Origin of the sequence: Silanimonas sp. (assembly GCF_027531545.1) — a bacterium.
Lineage (GTDB): Bacteria > Pseudomonadota > Gammaproteobacteria > Xanthomonadales > Xanthomonadaceae > Silanimonas.
The window spans coordinates 456,239-472,642 of sequence record NZ_JAPZSC010000006.1; the positions used below are offsets into that span (position 1 = coordinate 456,239).

14 protein-coding genes and 1 tRNA gene are annotated in these 16,404 nt (G+C 66.2%); all 15 read right to left on the minus strand.

Annotated features, from left to right (window positions below; all coding sequences use genetic code 11):
- Nucleotides 1-19: 19 nt before the first annotated feature.
- Nucleotides 20-1,507 carry a transcription termination factor NusA gene (gene nusA / locus O9280_RS06375; RefSeq protein WP_298340318.1) on the minus strand — a complete coding sequence of 496 codons (1,488 nt, stop codon included), beginning with the start codon at nt 1,505-1,507 and terminating at the stop codon, nt 20-22.
- Between the two features lie 35 nt (nt 1,508-1,542).
- Nucleotides 1,543-2,109: a ribosome maturation factor RimP gene (gene rimP / locus O9280_RS06380; RefSeq protein ID WP_298340320.1), complete on the minus strand. Its 567-nt coding sequence runs from the start codon at nt 2,107-2,109 to the stop codon at nt 1,543-1,545.
- A 140-nt stretch (nt 2,110-2,249) separates the two neighbouring features.
- Nucleotides 2,250-2,326, minus strand: a tRNA-Met gene (locus O9280_RS06385).
- Nucleotides 2,327-2,381: 55 nt separating this feature from the next.
- The gene (gene nuoN, locus O9280_RS06390) at nt 2,382-3,821 is read right to left on the minus strand and encodes an NADH-quinone oxidoreductase subunit NuoN (RefSeq protein WP_298340321.1); all 1,440 of its coding nucleotides are present in this window, start codon (nt 3,819-3,821) and stop codon (nt 2,382-2,384) included.
- Nucleotides 3,822-3,840: 19 nt separating this feature from the next.
- Complete coding sequence (locus O9280_RS06395; RefSeq protein ID WP_297875307.1) at nt 3,841-5,385, minus strand: NADH-quinone oxidoreductase subunit M; 1,545 nt, start codon at nt 5,383-5,385, stop codon at nt 3,841-3,843.
- A gap of 19 nt (nt 5,386-5,404) precedes the next feature.
- Entirely contained in the window at nt 5,405-7,651 is a 2,247-nt protein-coding gene (gene nuoL / locus O9280_RS06400; RefSeq protein ID WP_298340324.1) for an NADH-quinone oxidoreductase subunit L, read from the minus strand.
- Nucleotide 7,652: 1 nt separating this feature from the next.
- Entirely contained in the window at nt 7,653-7,958 is a 306-nt protein-coding gene (gene nuoK / locus O9280_RS06405; RefSeq protein WP_297866729.1) for an NADH-quinone oxidoreductase subunit NuoK, read from the minus strand.
- A complete protein-coding gene (locus O9280_RS06410) occupies nt 7,955-8,608 on the minus strand; it encodes an NADH-quinone oxidoreductase subunit J (RefSeq protein ID WP_298340326.1) in 654 nt (217 codons plus the stop codon). Before O9280_RS06410 ends, nuoK begins: the two co-directional genes overlap by 4 nt.
- A gap of 9 nt (nt 8,609-8,617) precedes the next feature.
- Entirely contained in the window at nt 8,618-9,106 is a 489-nt protein-coding gene (gene nuoI, locus O9280_RS06415) for an NADH-quinone oxidoreductase subunit NuoI (protein WP_298340327.1), read from the minus strand.
- 21 nt (nt 9,107-9,127) lie between these two features.
- Nucleotides 9,128-10,195, minus strand: coding sequence for an NADH-quinone oxidoreductase subunit NuoH (nuoH, locus tag O9280_RS06420; protein ID WP_298340329.1), 1,068 nt, complete (start codon nt 10,193-10,195; stop codon nt 9,128-9,130).
- On the minus strand, nt 10,195-12,501 hold the full coding sequence (gene nuoG / locus O9280_RS06425) for an NADH-quinone oxidoreductase subunit NuoG (protein WP_298340331.1): 2,307 nt from the start codon (nt 12,499-12,501) through the stop codon (nt 10,195-10,197). Before nuoG ends, nuoH begins: the two co-directional genes overlap by 1 nt.
- Nucleotides 12,498-13,862, minus strand: a complete 1,365-nt coding sequence (gene nuoF, locus O9280_RS06430; protein ID WP_298340333.1) for an NADH-quinone oxidoreductase subunit NuoF — start codon at nt 13,860-13,862, stop codon at nt 12,498-12,500. Before nuoF ends, nuoG begins: the two co-directional genes overlap by 4 nt.
- A gap of 8 nt (nt 13,863-13,870) precedes the next feature.
- Nucleotides 13,871-14,398: an NADH-quinone oxidoreductase subunit NuoE gene (gene nuoE, locus O9280_RS06435; RefSeq protein WP_297875313.1), complete on the minus strand. Its 528-nt coding sequence runs from the start codon at nt 14,396-14,398 to the stop codon at nt 13,871-13,873.
- A complete protein-coding gene (locus O9280_RS06440; protein WP_298340335.1) occupies nt 14,395-15,651 on the minus strand; it encodes an NADH-quinone oxidoreductase subunit D in 1,257 nt (418 codons plus the stop codon). The genes nuoE and O9280_RS06440 overlap by 4 nt, the downstream gene beginning before the upstream one ends.
- Nucleotides 15,652-15,654: 3 nt before the next feature.
- The gene (locus O9280_RS06445; RefSeq protein WP_298340337.1) at nt 15,655-16,380 is read right to left on the minus strand and encodes an NADH-quinone oxidoreductase subunit C; all 726 of its coding nucleotides are present in this window, start codon (nt 16,378-16,380) and stop codon (nt 15,655-15,657) included.
- Between the last annotated feature and the right edge of the window lie 24 nt (nt 16,381-16,404).

Sequence of the window (16,404 nt, forward strand, 5' to 3'; positions counted from 1 at the left end):
GGGTGCGTGCAGGACGGGCTCAGGCGAACCAGTGCTTGCGCGCTTCCATGATGAGGGCGGCGGCGCGGGTGTCATCCATGCCTTCGATGTCGGCGATCTCGTCGACGGCCATCTCGGCGAGGTCGTCGCGCGTGACGATGCCGCGCGAGGACAGCGCGTAGGCGGTGGCTTCGTCCATGCCTTCGAGCGACAGCAGGTCTTCCGCCGGCTTGTGCTCTTCGAGGTTCTCCTCGACGGCCAGCGCTTCGGTGAGCAGCGCGTCGCGGGCGCGGGCGCGCAGTTCCTCGACGATGTCCTCGTCGAAACCTTCGACGGCCAGCAGCTCGGCGACCGGCACGTAGGCGATTTCCTCGACGGTGTTGAAACCCTCGCCCACCAGGATGCCGGCGATTTCCTCGTCGACCTCCAGCTTGTCCATGAACAGCTTGCGCGAATTGGCCTGCTCGGCCTCCGACTTCGCCGAGATCTGGTCCTGCGTCATCACGTTGAGCTGCCAACCCGTGAGGCGGCTGGCGAGGCGGACGTTCTGGCCACCCTTGCCGATCGCCTGCGCGAGCTTTTCTTCGGCGACAGCGAGGTCCATCGCGTGGCGCTCTTCGTCGACGATGATCGACTGCACTTCCGCCGGCGCCATCGCGTTGATGACGAACTGCGCGGAGTTGTCCGACCACAGCACGATGTCGATGCGCTCGCCGTTCAACTCGTTGCTGACGGCCTGCACGCGCGAACCGCGCATGCCGATGCAGGCGCCGATCGGATCGGTGCGGTGGTCGTGGGCGAGCACGGCGATCTTGGCGCGGTCACCAGCGTCGCGGGCGGCGGCCTTGATTTCGACAAGGCCCTGACCGACTTCCGGCACTTCGAGCTTGAACAGCTCGATCATGAATTCCGGCGCCGTGCGGCTGATGAAGAGCTGCGGGCCGCGCGACTCCGAGCGCACCTCGTAGAGGAAGCCGCGGACGCGATCACCCGGACGCAGGGCGTCGCGCGGGATCGACTTGTCCTTCGGGATGAAGGCTTCGGCGTTGCCGCCGAGGTCAACGTAGATGTTGCCGCGCTCGGCGCGCTTGACGACGCCGGTGACGAGCTCGCCCACGCGGTCGCTCCACGCATCGACCACCTGCTGGCGCTCGGCCTCGCGGACGCGCTGCACGATGACTTGCTTGGCCGCCTGCGCGCTGATGCGGCCGAACTCCGGGTTCTCGATCTGCTCTTCGATGAACTCGCCGACCTCGGCGCCTTCGCGCTCGTCGACCGCATCCATCAAGCGGATCATCCGGTCCGGCGATTCCATCACCACGTCGTCGGCCACGACTTCCCAGCGACGGAACGTCTCGTAGTTGCCGTCCTTCGGGTTGATCGCGACACGGCAGGCGACGTCCTGCTCCGGGTAACGCTTCTTGGCGGCGGACGCCAACGCGGCCTCCATCGCCTCGAGGATGACCTGGCGCGGCACGCCCTTTTCATTGGCGACCGCTTCGATGACCAGCAACAGTTCCTTGCTCATGCTTGACTCCGCGACAGCGCGACCTGGGGCCGGCTTCAGTGGGTTCCGGGTGATTTCGAATTCGGGGTTTCGGCGCGCTTGCGGCGCGGACGGGGTGCTTTCGGCGCCGCCGTCTCGAGGCCCAGCGCCGCGTAATCCGGCACCAGCCTCGCCTTGTCGATGTTGTCGAAGGAGACGGCGAATTCGCCGCCGTTCTCGAGGCCGATGACCAGGAGGTCCCCTTCGGCGCGCAGGATCGCACCCTGCACCCGGCGACGACCGTCCTGCGGCAGCGCCAGCGCCACCTTGACCTGCTGGCCAGCGAAGCGGGTCGCCTGCGCGGCGTTGAAGATCAGGCGGTCGAGGCCCGGCGACGAGACTTCGAGCGTGTAGGCGCTGGCGATCGGATCGTTCACGTCCATCACCGCCGACACTTCGCGGCTGACCGCTTCGCAATCTTCGACGGTGACGTGGCGCTCTCCCGAGGCGACGTCGATATACAGGCGCAGCAGGCCGTGGCTGCGCGAGGGCGCGAACTCGATGCCCTGCAGCTCGAGGCCGAGGCCAAGGCCTTCGACGACGGGGGCGAGCATGGCGGTGAGTTCTTCGGTCTTGGTGCTCATGGGCCTGCGCGAAAAAACGGAAACAAAAAAGGGCCGAGAGGCCCTTTCCGGTACATCCAATTTCCGGGGGCCGGAACCCCTCGAGAGGGACTTCCGACCCAGCCTGACGTCGATCCGGAGCAGAGGATACGACGCGAAACTGGTAGCGGGGGCAGGATTTGAACCTGCGACCTTCGGGTTATGAGCCCGACGAGCTGCCAGACTGCTCCACCCCGCAGCAGAGACCGCGAGTATACGGGGTTACCTGCGCCCTACGCAAGCACCCCGTTCGATCAAGCGAATGCGGCGCGCGTCCAAGCCATGATCAGGTTGGCGAACACACCGAACACCAGCAGTGCGATCGCGTTCGTGGCGAACACGAAGCGCAGCGTCGCGTCGCCGTGGACGACCGCAAGGTCACGCTCCGGTTCGTCGAAGAACATGACCTTGATGACGCGCAGATAGTAGAACGCACCGATCACGGCCATCACGACGCCGGCGATGGCGAGCCACAGCAGGTCGGCCTGGACGGCGGCGCGGATGGCTTCGAGCTTGGCCCAGAAACCGAGCAGCGGCGGCAGGCCGGCCAGAGACGCCATGACGATCAGGATCAGCGTGGCGTGGAACGGGCTCTTCTGCCACAAGCCCTTGTAGTCCGCGATCGACTCGGCCTCAAAGCCCTGTCGCGACATCAGGATGATCGCGCCGAACGCTGCAGCTGCCGAGATCGCGTAGCTGATGGCGTAGAACATCGCGGCCGAGTAGCCGGTCGGGCCCGCGTTGGCCAAGGCCATGAACAGGAAGCCGACGTGCGAAATCGTCGAGTACGCGAGCATGCGCTTGAGGTTCGTCTGCGCCAGCGCCAGCAGGTTGCCGATCACCAGCGACAGCAGGGCCAGCCACGCCACCATCTGGGACCATTCCGCCGAAGTGGCGCCAAGGCCCGACTCCAGCAAGCGGTAGGCGAAGCCAAAGGCCGCGATCTTCGGCACCGAGCCGATGAACAGCGTGATGGCCGTCGGGGCGCCCTGGTAGACGTCCGGAACCCACATGTGGAACGGCGCGGCGCCGAACTTGAACGACACACCAACCAGCACGAAGACCACGCCGAACAGCAGCAGGCTGCGGTCGCCGAGGCTGGCGGCCGCCTGGTGCACGGTTTCGAGATCGAGGCTTCCGGTGGCGCCGTAGATCATGGACATGCCGTACAGGAGCAGGCCGGATGCCAGCGCACCGAGCACGAAGTACTTCATCGCGGCTTCGGACGAGACCTTGCTGTCCCGATCCATGGCGACAAGGCCGTAGGAGCTGAGGGCCAGCATCTCGAGCCCGAGGTACAGCGTGACCATGTTGCCGGCCGACACCATGACCATCATGCCGAGCAGCGCGAACAGCACGATCGCGTAGAACTCGCCGGCCATCAGGCCGCGCTCGGTCAGGTACGGACGGGCGTAGGCCAGCGCGAGGCCGGTGGTGATGCACATCGCGATCTTCAGCACGTCGGCCAGCGTGTCGCGGACGAACATGCCGCCGAAGGCGGAGATCGGGTCGCCCGTGAGGCCGCGGCCCACCAGCAGGGCCGTCACGAGAAGCGACAGCAGCGCGAGGAAGTGGATCAGTCCGCGGCGCTTGGCATCGACGAAGAGGTCGGCAAGCAGCAGGCCGAATGCGGCACCGCAGAGCACGATCTCGGGAAGGACGGGGACCAGGTCCGCGGCGGTGGGCAGGGGCATCATCGCGATCAGGTCTCCGTCACGGCGTCACGAGTTTGGTGGCCGACAGCTGCGAAACCAGCTGAACCACGGACGCATCCATCAGGTCGGTCAAGGGCTTCGGATAGACGCCAAGCAGCAGCACGCCGACGGCGAACAGGCCCAGCACCCAGGCTTCCCGGGCATTGATCTCGGTGAGTTCGGCGACATGGCTGTTGGCGACGTCACCGAACAGGATGCGCTTCACCATCCACAGCGTGTAGGCGGCACCGAGGATCAAGGTGGTGGCGGCAATGAAGCCGATCCAAGGCTTGGCCTGGAAGGCGGCCAGGATGACCATGAACTCGCCGACGAAGCCCGAGGTGCCCGGCAGGCCGGCGTTGGCCATCGCGAACAGCACGAAGAAGCCACCGAACCACGGCATCACGTTCATCACGCCGCCGTAGTCCTTGATCATGCGGGTATGCATGCGGTCGTAGAGCACGCCGACGCAGCTGAACATCGCGCCGGACACGAAGCCGTGCGAAATCATCTGCACCATCGCGCCCTGCAGTCCGAGCTCCGCGGCGTCCTGGCGGACGTCACCACCGCGCATCAGGCCAAAGGCGATGAAGATGCCGAGCGTCACGAAACCCATGTGGGCGATCGACGAATACGCGATCAGCTTCTTCATGTCCTCCTGCACCAGCGCCACGAGGCCGATGTAGGCCACGGCGACCAGCGAGAAGGCGATGACGAGCCACGCCCACTCGGCGCCCGCGTCGGGGACGATCGGCAGCGTGAAGCGGATGAAGCCGTAGCCGCCGATCTTCAGCATGATCGCGGCCAGCACCACCGAGCCGGCGGTCGGCGCTTCGACGTGGGCATCCGGCAGCCAGGTGTGCACCGGGAACATCGGGATCTTCACCGCGAAGGCGGCGAAGAAGGCGAAGAACAACCAGGTCTGCTCAGTGGCAGTGAGCTGCAGCGTGTAGAGGTCCGCCAGCTGGAAACTGGCGCCGCCATCCAAGCGCTCGCCGCTCACGATGTACAGGTACACCAACCCCACCAGCATGAACACCGAGCCGAGGAAGGTGTACAGGAAGAACTTGAGGCTGGCGTAGACGCGGTTCGCACCGCCCCAGACGCCGATCACGATGAACATCGGGATCAGCATCGCCTCGAAGAACACGTAGAACAGGATGGCGTCCTGCGCGGCGAACACGCCGATCATCAGGCTTTCGAGCACCAGGAACGCCGCGTAGTACTGGTGCACGCGGCGCTCGACCGAACCCCAGGCCCCCATCAGCACCAGCACGCTGGTTATCGTGGTGAGCAGGATCAGCGCCACCGCGATGCCGTCGACGCCGAGGTGGTAGAAGATGTCGAAGGCCGGGATCCACTCGCGCTTCTCGACGAACTGCATCGAGGCCGACGACGCGTCGAAGCCGGTGTAGAGCGGGATGCTCAGCGCGAGCGTCGCCAGCGCGACCAGCAGCGCGAACCACTTCGCCTGCGTGCCGCGCGACTCACCGAAATAGAGCGTGGCCAGACCGCCCAGGAGGGGCAGCCAGATCAGGGCGCTCAGCAGGGGAAAACCATCCATCAGGGCGTCCTTGGTCGGTTCAGGCGGCGGTCCACCGACCGACCAGCCACATCAGGGCGATCAGGCCGACGATCATCGCGAAGGCATAGTGGTAGAGGTAACCCGACTGCACGTGGCGGCTGACGGCGGCGACGCGATCGACGATCCACGCCGAGCCGTTAACCAGCGCACCATCGATCAGGCCGCGGTCACCGCGCTTCCAGGCGAACTGGCCGAGCTTGATGCCGCCATCGGCGAAGCCGTTGATCCACAGATGGTCCATCCAGTACTTCGCTTCCAGCACCTTCACCAGCGGCGACAGGGCGTGGCGGACCTTGCCGCTGAGCCCCGGACGCAGCAGGTAAAGGAAGGTGGCGAGCGCGAAGCCGCCAAGCATCAGCCAGAACGGCAAGGCGACGAAGCCGTGCGAGCCGAAGCCGACGGCACCGTGGCCGAAATACTTGCAGCCGATGTAACCGAGCACGTCCGGCGTGAGCGCGACGCCCGAACCGTGGTCGGCCTTATCCGCAGCCTCGATGGCGTCGCAATCGGCCGGAGCCGCGACCGCCGGTTCGAAGGTCACGCGCGACGGCAGCGTGGCGATGGCGTCAGGCGAACGTTCGACGTACTGGTAGATCGCCCCTTCGAAGAACGGGGTGACGTCCCTCTGGCCGGAGAGGTCCTTGCCGAACAGCATCGGCCCTACGGTGAAGAAGCCCACCAGCACCGACGGAATCGCCAGCAGCACCAGCGGCACGGTGACGACCCACGGCGACTCGTGCGGTTCGACCGGCCCGTGGTGGCCATGGTCGTCATGCGCGTCGTGGTGGTCGCTGTGATCATCGTGGCCACCATCGGCATGCGCGTGGCGGAAGCGCTCCTCGCCGTGGAAGGTCAGGTAGAACAGGCGGAAGCTGTAGAAGCTGGTGACGAAGACGCCGGCCAGCACCGCGAAGATTGCGTACTGGTTGACCCAGCTGCCGCCCTCGCCCGCCGCACGGACCGCCTCGATGATGCTGTCCTTCGAGTAGAAGCCGGAGAAGAACGGGAAGCCGACCAGGGCCAGCGTTCCGATCAACGACGTCCAGTAGGTGATCGGCATGTACTTGCGCAGGCCGCCCATCTTCCGCATGTCCTGCTCGTGGTGCATGCCGATGATCACGCTGCCGGCCGCAAGGAACAGCAGGGCCTTGAAGAACGCATGCGTCATCAGGTGGAACACAGCGGCGCCGTAAGCCGACACACCGAGCGCCACCGTCATGTAGCCGAGCTGCGACAGCGTCGAGTAAGCGACCACGCGCTTGATATCGTTCTGCACCATGCCGATCAGGCCGGTGAACAGCGCCGTCGTCGCACCGATGAACAGGATGAACTGGAGCGCCGAAGGCGACAGCTCGAACACCGGTGACATACGGCTGACCATGAAGATGCCCGCGGTCACCATCGTCGCGGCATGGATCAGGGCCGAGATCGGGGTCGGGCCTTCCATCGAGTCCGGCAGCCACACGTGCAGCGGGACCTGCGCCGACTTGCCCATCGCGCCGATGAACAGGCAGATGCCGATGAAGGTCATCGCGTCGATGTTCCACGCCGGGACCTGCAGGCCGAGCAGGCTGAACTCGTTCCAGAAGGACAGCACCTGGCCCGGGCCGCTGGTGACTTGCGCGAACACCGTCGCGTAGTCGAGCGAGCCGTAGTAGTACAGCACCGCCGCGATGCCGAGCAGGAAGCCGAAGTCACCCACGCGGTTGACGATGAACGCCTTCATGTTGGCGAAGACGGCGGTCGGTCGCTTGTACCAGAAGCCGATCAGCAGGTAGGACACGAGGCCCACCGCTTCCCAACCGAAGAACAGCTGCAGGAAGTTGTTGCTCATCACGAGCATCAACATCGAGAAGGTGAACAGCGAGATGTAGCTGAAGAAGCGCTGGTAGCCCTCATCCTCGGCCATGTAGCCGATGGTGTAGATGTGCACCAGCAGCGACACGAAGGTGACCACCACCATCATCATGGCCGTCAGGCGGTCGACCATGAAGCCGATATGCGCCGAATAGCCGCCGATGTCGAAGAAGGTGTAGAGGTTCTGGTTATACGGGTCGGCGCCGCCGAACCAGAGCTGCCACAGCACCTGGATGGAGAGCGCGCAGCTCAGCGCGACGCCGGCAATGGTGACGGTGTGCGCACCGGCGCGGCCGACCTGGCGGCCGAACAGGCCGGCCACGATCGAGCCGAACAGTGGCGCCAATGCGATGAGCAGCAGGACGTTCGTGGAAAGGGTGTGTTCCATGTCAGCCCTTCATCGCGTCGAGTTCGGCCACGTTGATTGTCCGCGTGTTGCGGAACAGCGTGACGAGGATGGCGAGACCGATGGCGGCTTCGGCCGCGGCGACCGTCAGGATGAAGAACACGAACACCTGACCGTGCACGTCGCCGAGGAAGCGGGAGAACGCGACGAAGTTGATGTTCACCGCCAGCAGCATCAACTCGATGCACATCAGCAGGACGATGACGTTCTTGCGATTGATGATGATGCCGGCGACCGACAGCGCGAACAGGATCGCGCCCAGGGTCAGGAAATGGCCGAGGGTGATCATGCTTCGCCCTCCTCGCGGCGGACTTCCGCCGCCATCTTGATCACGCGCACGCGATCCTCCTTTCGGACCGCCGACTGCTTGGCCGGGTCCTGGTGGCGGGCGCCCGCACGACGACGCAATGTCAGCATCACGGCGGCCAGGATGGCCACGGTGAGCAGGACGGCGGCGACTTCGAACGGGAAGAGGTAACCCGAGAACAAAGCCCGTCCGATCCACTCGAGGTTGGAGCAGGGCTCGAACGCGGCGGCGCCCGCCGACGCGCAGTTGACGGCGGCCGCGGGATCAGCGGAGGGGAACGCGACATTCCGCTTGCCGGTCGTGACACCCAGGAGCACCAGCATCTGGATGAACATCAAGCCGGCGACGGTCGCCGCCACCGGCAGGTAGCGCGCGAAGCCCTCGCGGAGCGGCGCCGTGTTGATGTCGAGCATCATCACCACGAACAGGAACAGCACCATGACGGCGCCCACGTAAACGAGCACGAGGGCAACGCCGAGGAACTCGGCCTGCAGCAGCAGGAACAGGCAGGCGGTCGAGAAGAAGGTCAGCACGAGGCAGAGCACCGCGTGCACGGGGTTCTTGAACAGGATGACGCCGAGGGCCGAAGCCACCGCCATCGCCGCGAAGAGGTAGAACGCGATCAGTTCCATCGTCTGTCCTCAGCGGAAGGCCGAATCGGCGGCACGGCGCTCGGCGATTTCCGCCTCGAACCGGTCGCCGATGGCGAGGAGCTGCGGCTTGGTGACGATGTTCTCGCCGCGCTTCTCGAAGTGGTATTCGTGGATATGCGTCTCGACGATCGAATCGACCGGGCAGCTTTCCTCGCAGAAGCCGCAGAAGATGCACTTGAAGAGGTCGATGTCGTAGCGCGTGGTGCGGCGGGTGCCGTCGGCGCGGACGTCGGAGTCGATGGTGATGGCGAGCGCCGGGCAGACCGCCTCGCAGAGTTTGCAGGCGATGCAGCGTTCCTCGCCGTTCGGGTAGCGGCGAAGCGCGTGCAGGCCGCGGAAGCGCGGCGACTGCGGGAACTTCTCGTAGGGGTAGTTGATCGTGTACTTCGGCTTGAACATGTACACGAGGGTCAGCCATAGGCCCTGGAGGAGTTCCAGGAGCAGCAGGCTCTTCAGGTAGGCGATCGCGCGATTCATGGAGTGGCCTCTGCCCTGCCCTTACTGGCCGATCTCGAACCAGCCGGCGTAGGCCATGGCGGCCACGACGAAGGTCCAGACGATGGTGATGGGAATGAAGACCTTCCAGCCCAGACGCATGATCTGGTCGTAGCGGTAGCGCGGGAACGTCGCGCGGAACCACACGAAGCTGAAGGCGAACAGGAAGGCCTTGATGAACAGCCACCACGGACCAGCGACGCCGAGGACAGGCACCGATTCCGGGAACGGCGACAGCCAGCCGCCGAGGAAGAACAGCGCGGCGAGGAAGCTGATCAGGATCATGTTCGCGTATTCGGCGAGGAAGAAGATCGCGAACGCGGAGCCTGAATACTCGACGTGGAAACCGGCCACGATCTCCGACTCGCCTTCGGCGACGTCGAAGGGCGCGCGGTTGGTTTCGGCCACGCCCGAGATGAAGTAGATGACGAATAGCGGCAGCAGCGGCAGCCAGAACCACTCGAACAGGCCGGCGTCGCCCTTCTGGGCGTGCACGATCTCCGTCAGGTTCATGGTGCCGGCGGCGACCAGCACGCCGACGAGCGCAAAGCCCATCGCGATCTCGTAGCTCACCACCTGGGCCGCCGAGCGCAGCGCGCCGAGGAAGGCGTACTTCGAGTTCGAGGCCCAGCCGCCGATGATCACGCCATAAACGCCCATCGACGTAAGCGCGAGCAGCACGAGCAAGCCGGCGTCGACATCGGCGATGACCAGGCCGTCGCCGAAGGGCATCACCGCCCAGGCCGCGAAGGACGGCGCCAGCGCGATCAGCGGGGCGAGGCGATGCAGGAAGGCGTTCGCGCTCGAGGGCACGATGCTTTCCTTGAACAGCATCTTGAACACGTCGGCGAAAGCCTGGATGACGCCCAGGCCCGGCACCAGCTGGCCGATGAACACCGGCCCGTGGCGCACGTGCATCCAGCCGATGACCTTGCGCTCGAGCAACGTGTAGAACGCCACCGCGATGGTCAACGAGATCATCAGCGGGACGATCTTGACGAGCATCCAGGCCACCGAACCGGCGGCACCGAACTCGAGCAGGAAGTCGCGAAGCGGAGCGAAGAGTTCCATCAGGCACCCGCCTTGGTGATCGTCAGCGCACCATGCGCCGCCAGCGGTGCGGTGGCCGGATAGCCCGACTCGACCCACGCCGTGCCCTTGGCGATGCGGGCGTTCAGTCGGACCGGCAGGGCCGCATGGCCGTTGGCATCGGCGACCTTGGCGATGGCGCCTTCGGCGAGGCCAAGCGCGGCCGCGTCCTCGGGATGCAGCTCGACGCCCTGCCCCTTCGTGAGCGGATGATCGTTGAGGGACGTCGAACGACGGAGCTGGGCATCGATGCGGTAGACCGGCGACGTGGCCAGACGCTCGATTCCGGTGACGGCGGCGAGCGCCGACAGTCCCGAGCCCGAAGCGACCGCGTTCGGCGCCATCGACTCGCGCAGCGCGCCGAGGTCCATGTGGCCGAAGCCCGCAAGGCCCATCGCCTCACCAAGGGCGCGCAACACGCGCCAGCCCGGACGGGCCTCGCCACGCGGCTTGCCACCGGCGCTGGTGAACTGCACGCGACCATCGAGGTTGGTGTAGCTGCCTTCCGTCTCCGCACCCGCCGCAATCGGCAGGATGAGGTCGGCGATCTGCTTCAGCGAATCGCTGGCATAGGCCGAGAACGCGACGACCTTGGCGGCCGACAGGGCCTTCAGCGCAGCCGTCGCATCGGCGAAATCGTAGGCCGGTTCGACGCCATAGAGGACGTAGCCAGCCTTGGCCTTGGCAAGCTGCGTGCCCGCATCGTGGCCCGCCACCGGCAGCACGCCGTGCTGGGCGAGACCGAGTGCGTTGGCGCCCTGCGGGACGCGGTCCACCGTCACACCCGTCGCCTGGGCGATGGCACGCGCCGCCGCACGCAGGTGCGAGGCATTGGCGTGGGTCTCGGCGATCTCGCCGAGCACGATGGCACCGGCCTTGGCGCTCTTCAGCGCTTCGGCGATACCGGCGAGTGCGGCGTCATCGATGGCGACGGCCATGCCGGCCGGCAGCGACGCGCCGACCTTCGCAGCGAGGGCCGCGAGCAAGCCCGGCAGCTTCGACGGCGCCACGATGGCCTTGCCGGCGAGCGCGTGCGCGACCGGGAAATCCACCGGGTTGATGGCGAAGACCTTGGCGCCCTTTTTGGTCGCCTTCAGGAGGCGCTGGTGCAGGAGCGGGACTTCGTGGCGGAGGTTGGTGCCGACCAGCAGCACCACGTCGGCCTTCTCAAGGTCGGCGGCACTGCGACCGAAGGCTTCCGCCACCGGGGCATCGGCGAAGTCGATCTGGGTCAGGCGATGGTCGAGGTGCGGCGTGCCGAGGCCCTTCGCGAGGCGCGCCAGCGACGCGCCTTCCTCGTTCGAGGCGGAGGCATGCACCAGCACGCCGGTGTCGGCGCCGCTGGTCTTGAGCAGCGATGCGGCGAGGCCGAGCGCCTCGTCCCAGCCGATGGCCTTCCAGCTGCCGTCGGCCTGCTTGGCGAGCGGCGACGTGGCGCGGTCGTCGCTGTACAGGCCCTCATGCGAATAGCGGTCGCGATCCGACAGCCAGCACTCGTTCACCGCTTCGTTCTCGCGCGGGACGATGCGCAGCACCTCGTTGCGACGCACGTGCAGGAACAGGTTCGAACCGAGCGCGTCGTGCAGGCCGATCGACTCGCGCGCGACCAGTTCCCACGGGCGGGCCTTGAAGCGGTAGACCTTGTTGGTGAGCGCGCCGACCGGGCAGACGTCGATGACGTTGCCGGAGAGCTCGCTCATCAGCGGCTTGCCGTCGTAGGTGCCGATCTGCAGGTTCTCGCCGCGGTACATGCCGCCGAGCTCGTACGTGCCGGCGACATCGGCGGTGAAGCGGACGCAGCGCGTGCAGTGGATGCAGCGCGTCATCTCGGTCGCGACCAGCGGGCCCAGGTCCTCGTCGGCTACGACGCGCTTGCGCTCGACATAGCGGCTGACCGAGCGGCCATAGCCCATCGAGACGTCCTGCAGTTCGCACTCGCCGCCCTGGTCGCAGATCGGGCAGTCCAGCGGATGGTTCACCAGCAGGAACTCCATGACGTTGCGCTGCGCATCGAGGGCGCGCTTCGTCTGGGTGGTGACCTTCATGCCTTCCATCACCGGCGTGGCGCAGGCTGGTGCCGGCTTCGGCATCTTCTCGACGTCGACCAGGCACATGCGGCAGTTCGCCGCGATCGGCAGCTTCTTGTGGTAGCAGAAGCGCGGGATCGCGATGCCGGCAGTGTCGGCGGCCTGGATGATCATCGAGCCCTTCGGCGCCTGCATCGGCACGCCATCGATCTCGATGTTCACCACGTCGGTGGCGGGGGCGGTGGGCGTGGCGGCGCTCATGCGGCCTTCTCCGTGACGACGCCAGCGGCCTGGTCGTCGACCAGGAAGCGCTTGTTGACGATGGCGTACTCGAATTCGCTCCAGAACTGGCGCAGGAAACCCTGCACCGGCCACGCGGCGGCTTCACCGAAGGCACAGATGGTGTGGCCTTCGATCTGGCCGGCGGCGGCCTTCAGCATCTGCAGGTCGTCGAGCGTCGCCTTGTGTTCGACGATGCGGGTCAGCATGCGGTACATCCAGCCCGTGCCCTCGCGGCAGGGCGTGCACTGGCCACAGCTTTCCTTGAAGTAGAAGCGCGCGATGCGATGGCAGGCGCGGACCATGCAGGTGGTCTCGTCCATCACCACGACGGCGCCCGAACCGAGGCCGGAACCGGCCTTCTGGATGCTGTCGTAGTCCATGGTCAGCCCGAGCATCACGTCGCCCGGCAGCACCGGCATCGACGAGCCGCCGGGGATCACGGCCTTGAGCTTGCGACCGCCGCGAACGCCGCCGGCCATCTCGAGCAGGTCCTTGAAGGGCGTGCCGAGGCGGATCTCGAAGTTGCCCGGCTTGGCCACGTGGCCGGAGACCGAGAAGATCTTCGGGCCGCCGTTGTTCGGCTTGCCGAGGCCCAGGAACCACTCCGCGCCGTTGCGGATGATGGCCGGCACCGAGGCGTAGGTCTCGGTGTTGTTGATCGTGGTCGGACGGCCGTAGAGGCCGAAGTTGGCCGGGAACGGCGGCTTGTAGCGCGGCTGGCCCTTCTTGCCTTCCAGCGACTCCATCAGCGCGGTTTCTTCGCCGCAGATGTAGGCACCGGCGCCCAGCGCCGAGTACATGTCGACGTCGATGCCGCTGCCCTGGATGTTCTTGCCCAGCCAGCCGTTCGCGTAGGCCTCCTTGAGCGCCTCCTCGAAATGCTCGAAGGGCTCGTGGTGGAACTCGCCGCGCATGTAGTTGTAGGCGGCCGTCGAACCGGTGGCGTAGCAGGCGATGGCCATGCCCTCGATCACCGCGTGCGGGTTGTAGCGAAGGATGTCGCGATCCTTGCAGGTGCCCGGCTCGGATTCATCCGAGTTGCAGAGGATGTACTTCTGCCCCGGCGCATTGCGCGGCATGAAGCTCCACTTCAGGCCCGTCGGGAAGCCGGCGCCGCCGCGACCGCGCAGCGAGCTCTGCTTCACCTGGTCGATGATCTGCTCGGGCGGGATCTTCTCGGCGAGGATCTTGCGCCACGCGGCGTAGCCGCCGACCTTGAGGTAGCTCTCGTACGACCACGGCTTGTCGAAGTGCAGCGTGGTGTAGACGACCTGGTGCTCCTGCGGCGCGGGGCCGACGGGGCCGGTGGCGTGCGAAGCGTGCGAACCGTGGTGTGCCATGCGTGGCCTCACTTCAACTCGTCGAGGATGGCGTCGACCGAGGCCGGCGTCAGCTTCTCGTGGTAATGGCCGTTGACGACCATCATCGGGGCACCGGCGCAGGCGGCGAGGCATTCCTCTTCCACCTTCAGCCAGACGCGGCCGTCGGCGGTCGACTCGCCGTTCTTGATGCCGAGCTTCTTCTCGCAATGGCGGACGATGTCCTCGCCCCCGTTGAGCCAGCAGCTGATGTTGGTGCAAACGGCGACGACGTTCCGGCCCACCGGCTCGAGCGCGAACATCGAGTAGAAGCTCGCGACCTCGTAGGCCCAGACCGGCGGGATGCCGATGTACTTGGCGACGGCGGCGATGAGTTCGTCGGTCAGGAAGCCCTGGTTCTGTTCCTGTGCGGCGATCAGCGCCTGGATGACGGCGCTGCGGCGGCGGTCGGCCGGGAAGCGCGCCAACCACTCCTCGATGCGGGCGCGGGTGGCGTCCGACAGAGCGACCATCGGGTCGACGTGCTGGCAGGCCTCGAAATTGCCCGTGGCTTTCATCGGTCGATTTCTCCGAACACGACGTCGTAGGTGCCGATCATGGCGACGACGTCCGACAGCATGTGGCCCTTGACGATGGCGTCCATCGAGCTCAGGTGGGCGAAGCCCGGGGCGCGCAATTTCAGGCGGAACGGCTTGTTCGCGCCGTCCGAGACGAGGTAGGCGCCGAACTCGCCCTTCGGCGCTTCGACGGCGGCATACACCTCGCCCGCGGGTAGCGAATAGCCCTCGGTGAACAGCTTGAAGTGGTGGATGAGGGCTTCCATATCGCCCTTCATCAGCTCGCGCTTCGGCGGCGCGACCTTGTAGTTGTCGACCATCACCGGGCCGGGGTTGGCGCGCAGCCAGGCGACGGCCTGCTTGATGATGCGGGCCGACTGGCGCATTTCCTCGACGCGCACGAGGTAGCGGTCGTAGCAGTCGCCGTTGACGCCCACCGGGATGTCGAAATCGACATCGGCATAGCAGGCGTAGGGCTGCTTCTTGCGCAGGTCCCAGGCAATGCCCGAGCCGCGCAGCATCGGGCCAGTCATGCCCCAGGCCAGGGCCTGCTCCGGCGTGACGATGCCGATGTTGACCGTACGCTGCTTCCAGATGCGGTTGTCGGTGAGGAGGGTCTCGTACTCGTCGACGCGCTTAGGGAAGTCATCGGCGAAGGCGTCGAGGAAGTCGAGCATCGAGCCTTCGCGCCACTCGTTGATGCGCTTGAGCTCCTTGCCCTTGCGCCACGGCGACTCGGCGTACTTCGGCATCGTGTCCGGCAGGTCGCGGTAGACGCCGCCCGGACGGTAGTAGGCCGCGTGCATGCGCGCGCCGGATACCGCCTCGTAGCAATCCATCAGCTCCTCGCGCTCTCGGAAGGCGTAGAGGAACATCGCCATCGCGCCGAGGTCGAGGCCGTTGGTGCCCACCCACATCAAGTGGTTCAGGATGCGGGTGATCTCGTCGAACAACGTGCGGATCATCTTGGCGCGCCGCGTCGGCTCGATGCCGGCGAGGCGCTCGATGGCCATGACGTACGCGTGCTCGTTGCACATCATCGAGACGTAGTCGAGCCGATCCATGTAGCCGATCGACTGGTTGTACGGCTTCGACTCGGCGAGCTTCTCGGTGCCGCGGTGCAGGAGGCCGATGTGCGGATCAGCGCGACGGACGGTCTCGCCGTCCATCTCGAGCACGAGGCGGAGCACGCCGTGGGCCGCCGGATGCTGCGGCCCGAAGTTCATCGTGTAGTTGCGGATTTCCGGGGTCATGGCTCAGGCCTTCTTCGCCGCGGCTTCCGACGCCGCCTGGTGCCAACGCGAGTCCTCGCGGACGACCTTCGGCACGCCGACGCGCGGCTCGACCGAAGTCACCGGCTCGTACACCACGCGCTGCTTCTCGGCGTCGTAGCGGACCTCGACGTTGCCGATCAGCGGGAAGTCCTTGCGGAACGGATGGCCGACGAAACCGTAGTCGGTGAGGATGCGGCGGAGGTCCGGATGGCCTTCGTAAACGATGCCGTAGAGGTCGAAGGCCTCGCGCTCGAACCAGTCCAGGCCCGGCCAGACATCGACCAGCGACGGGACGACCGGCAGCGCGTTGTCGGTGGCGAAGGTGCGCAAGCGCAGGCGCTCGTTGTTGCGGATGGACAGCAGGTGCACGACCGAGGCGAAGCGCTTCGCGGGGCCGACGCCCTGCGGACGGTTCTCCCAACGGAAGCGTCCCGGGCCATCGCCCTCGACGCCGCGCGAGAAACCCTCGCTGCTGACGTCGGTGGTTTCCCACTCGCCTTCGCCGTAACCGAGGAAGTCGAGGCCCGAGACGTCGACGGCCTGCTCGAAGTGGAATTCCGGCTCGTCGCGCAGCGCGCGGGCGACGTCGACGAAGCAGGAGGGAGCGACTTCGAGCGTGGTTTCGCCATGCGCTTCGACAATGGCGAGGGCGCGCTCACCGAAGCGGGCGCGGAGACGTTCGGCGAGACGCGGCTTGGCTTCGGCCATGGTCGATTCTGCGTGCGTTGCGTT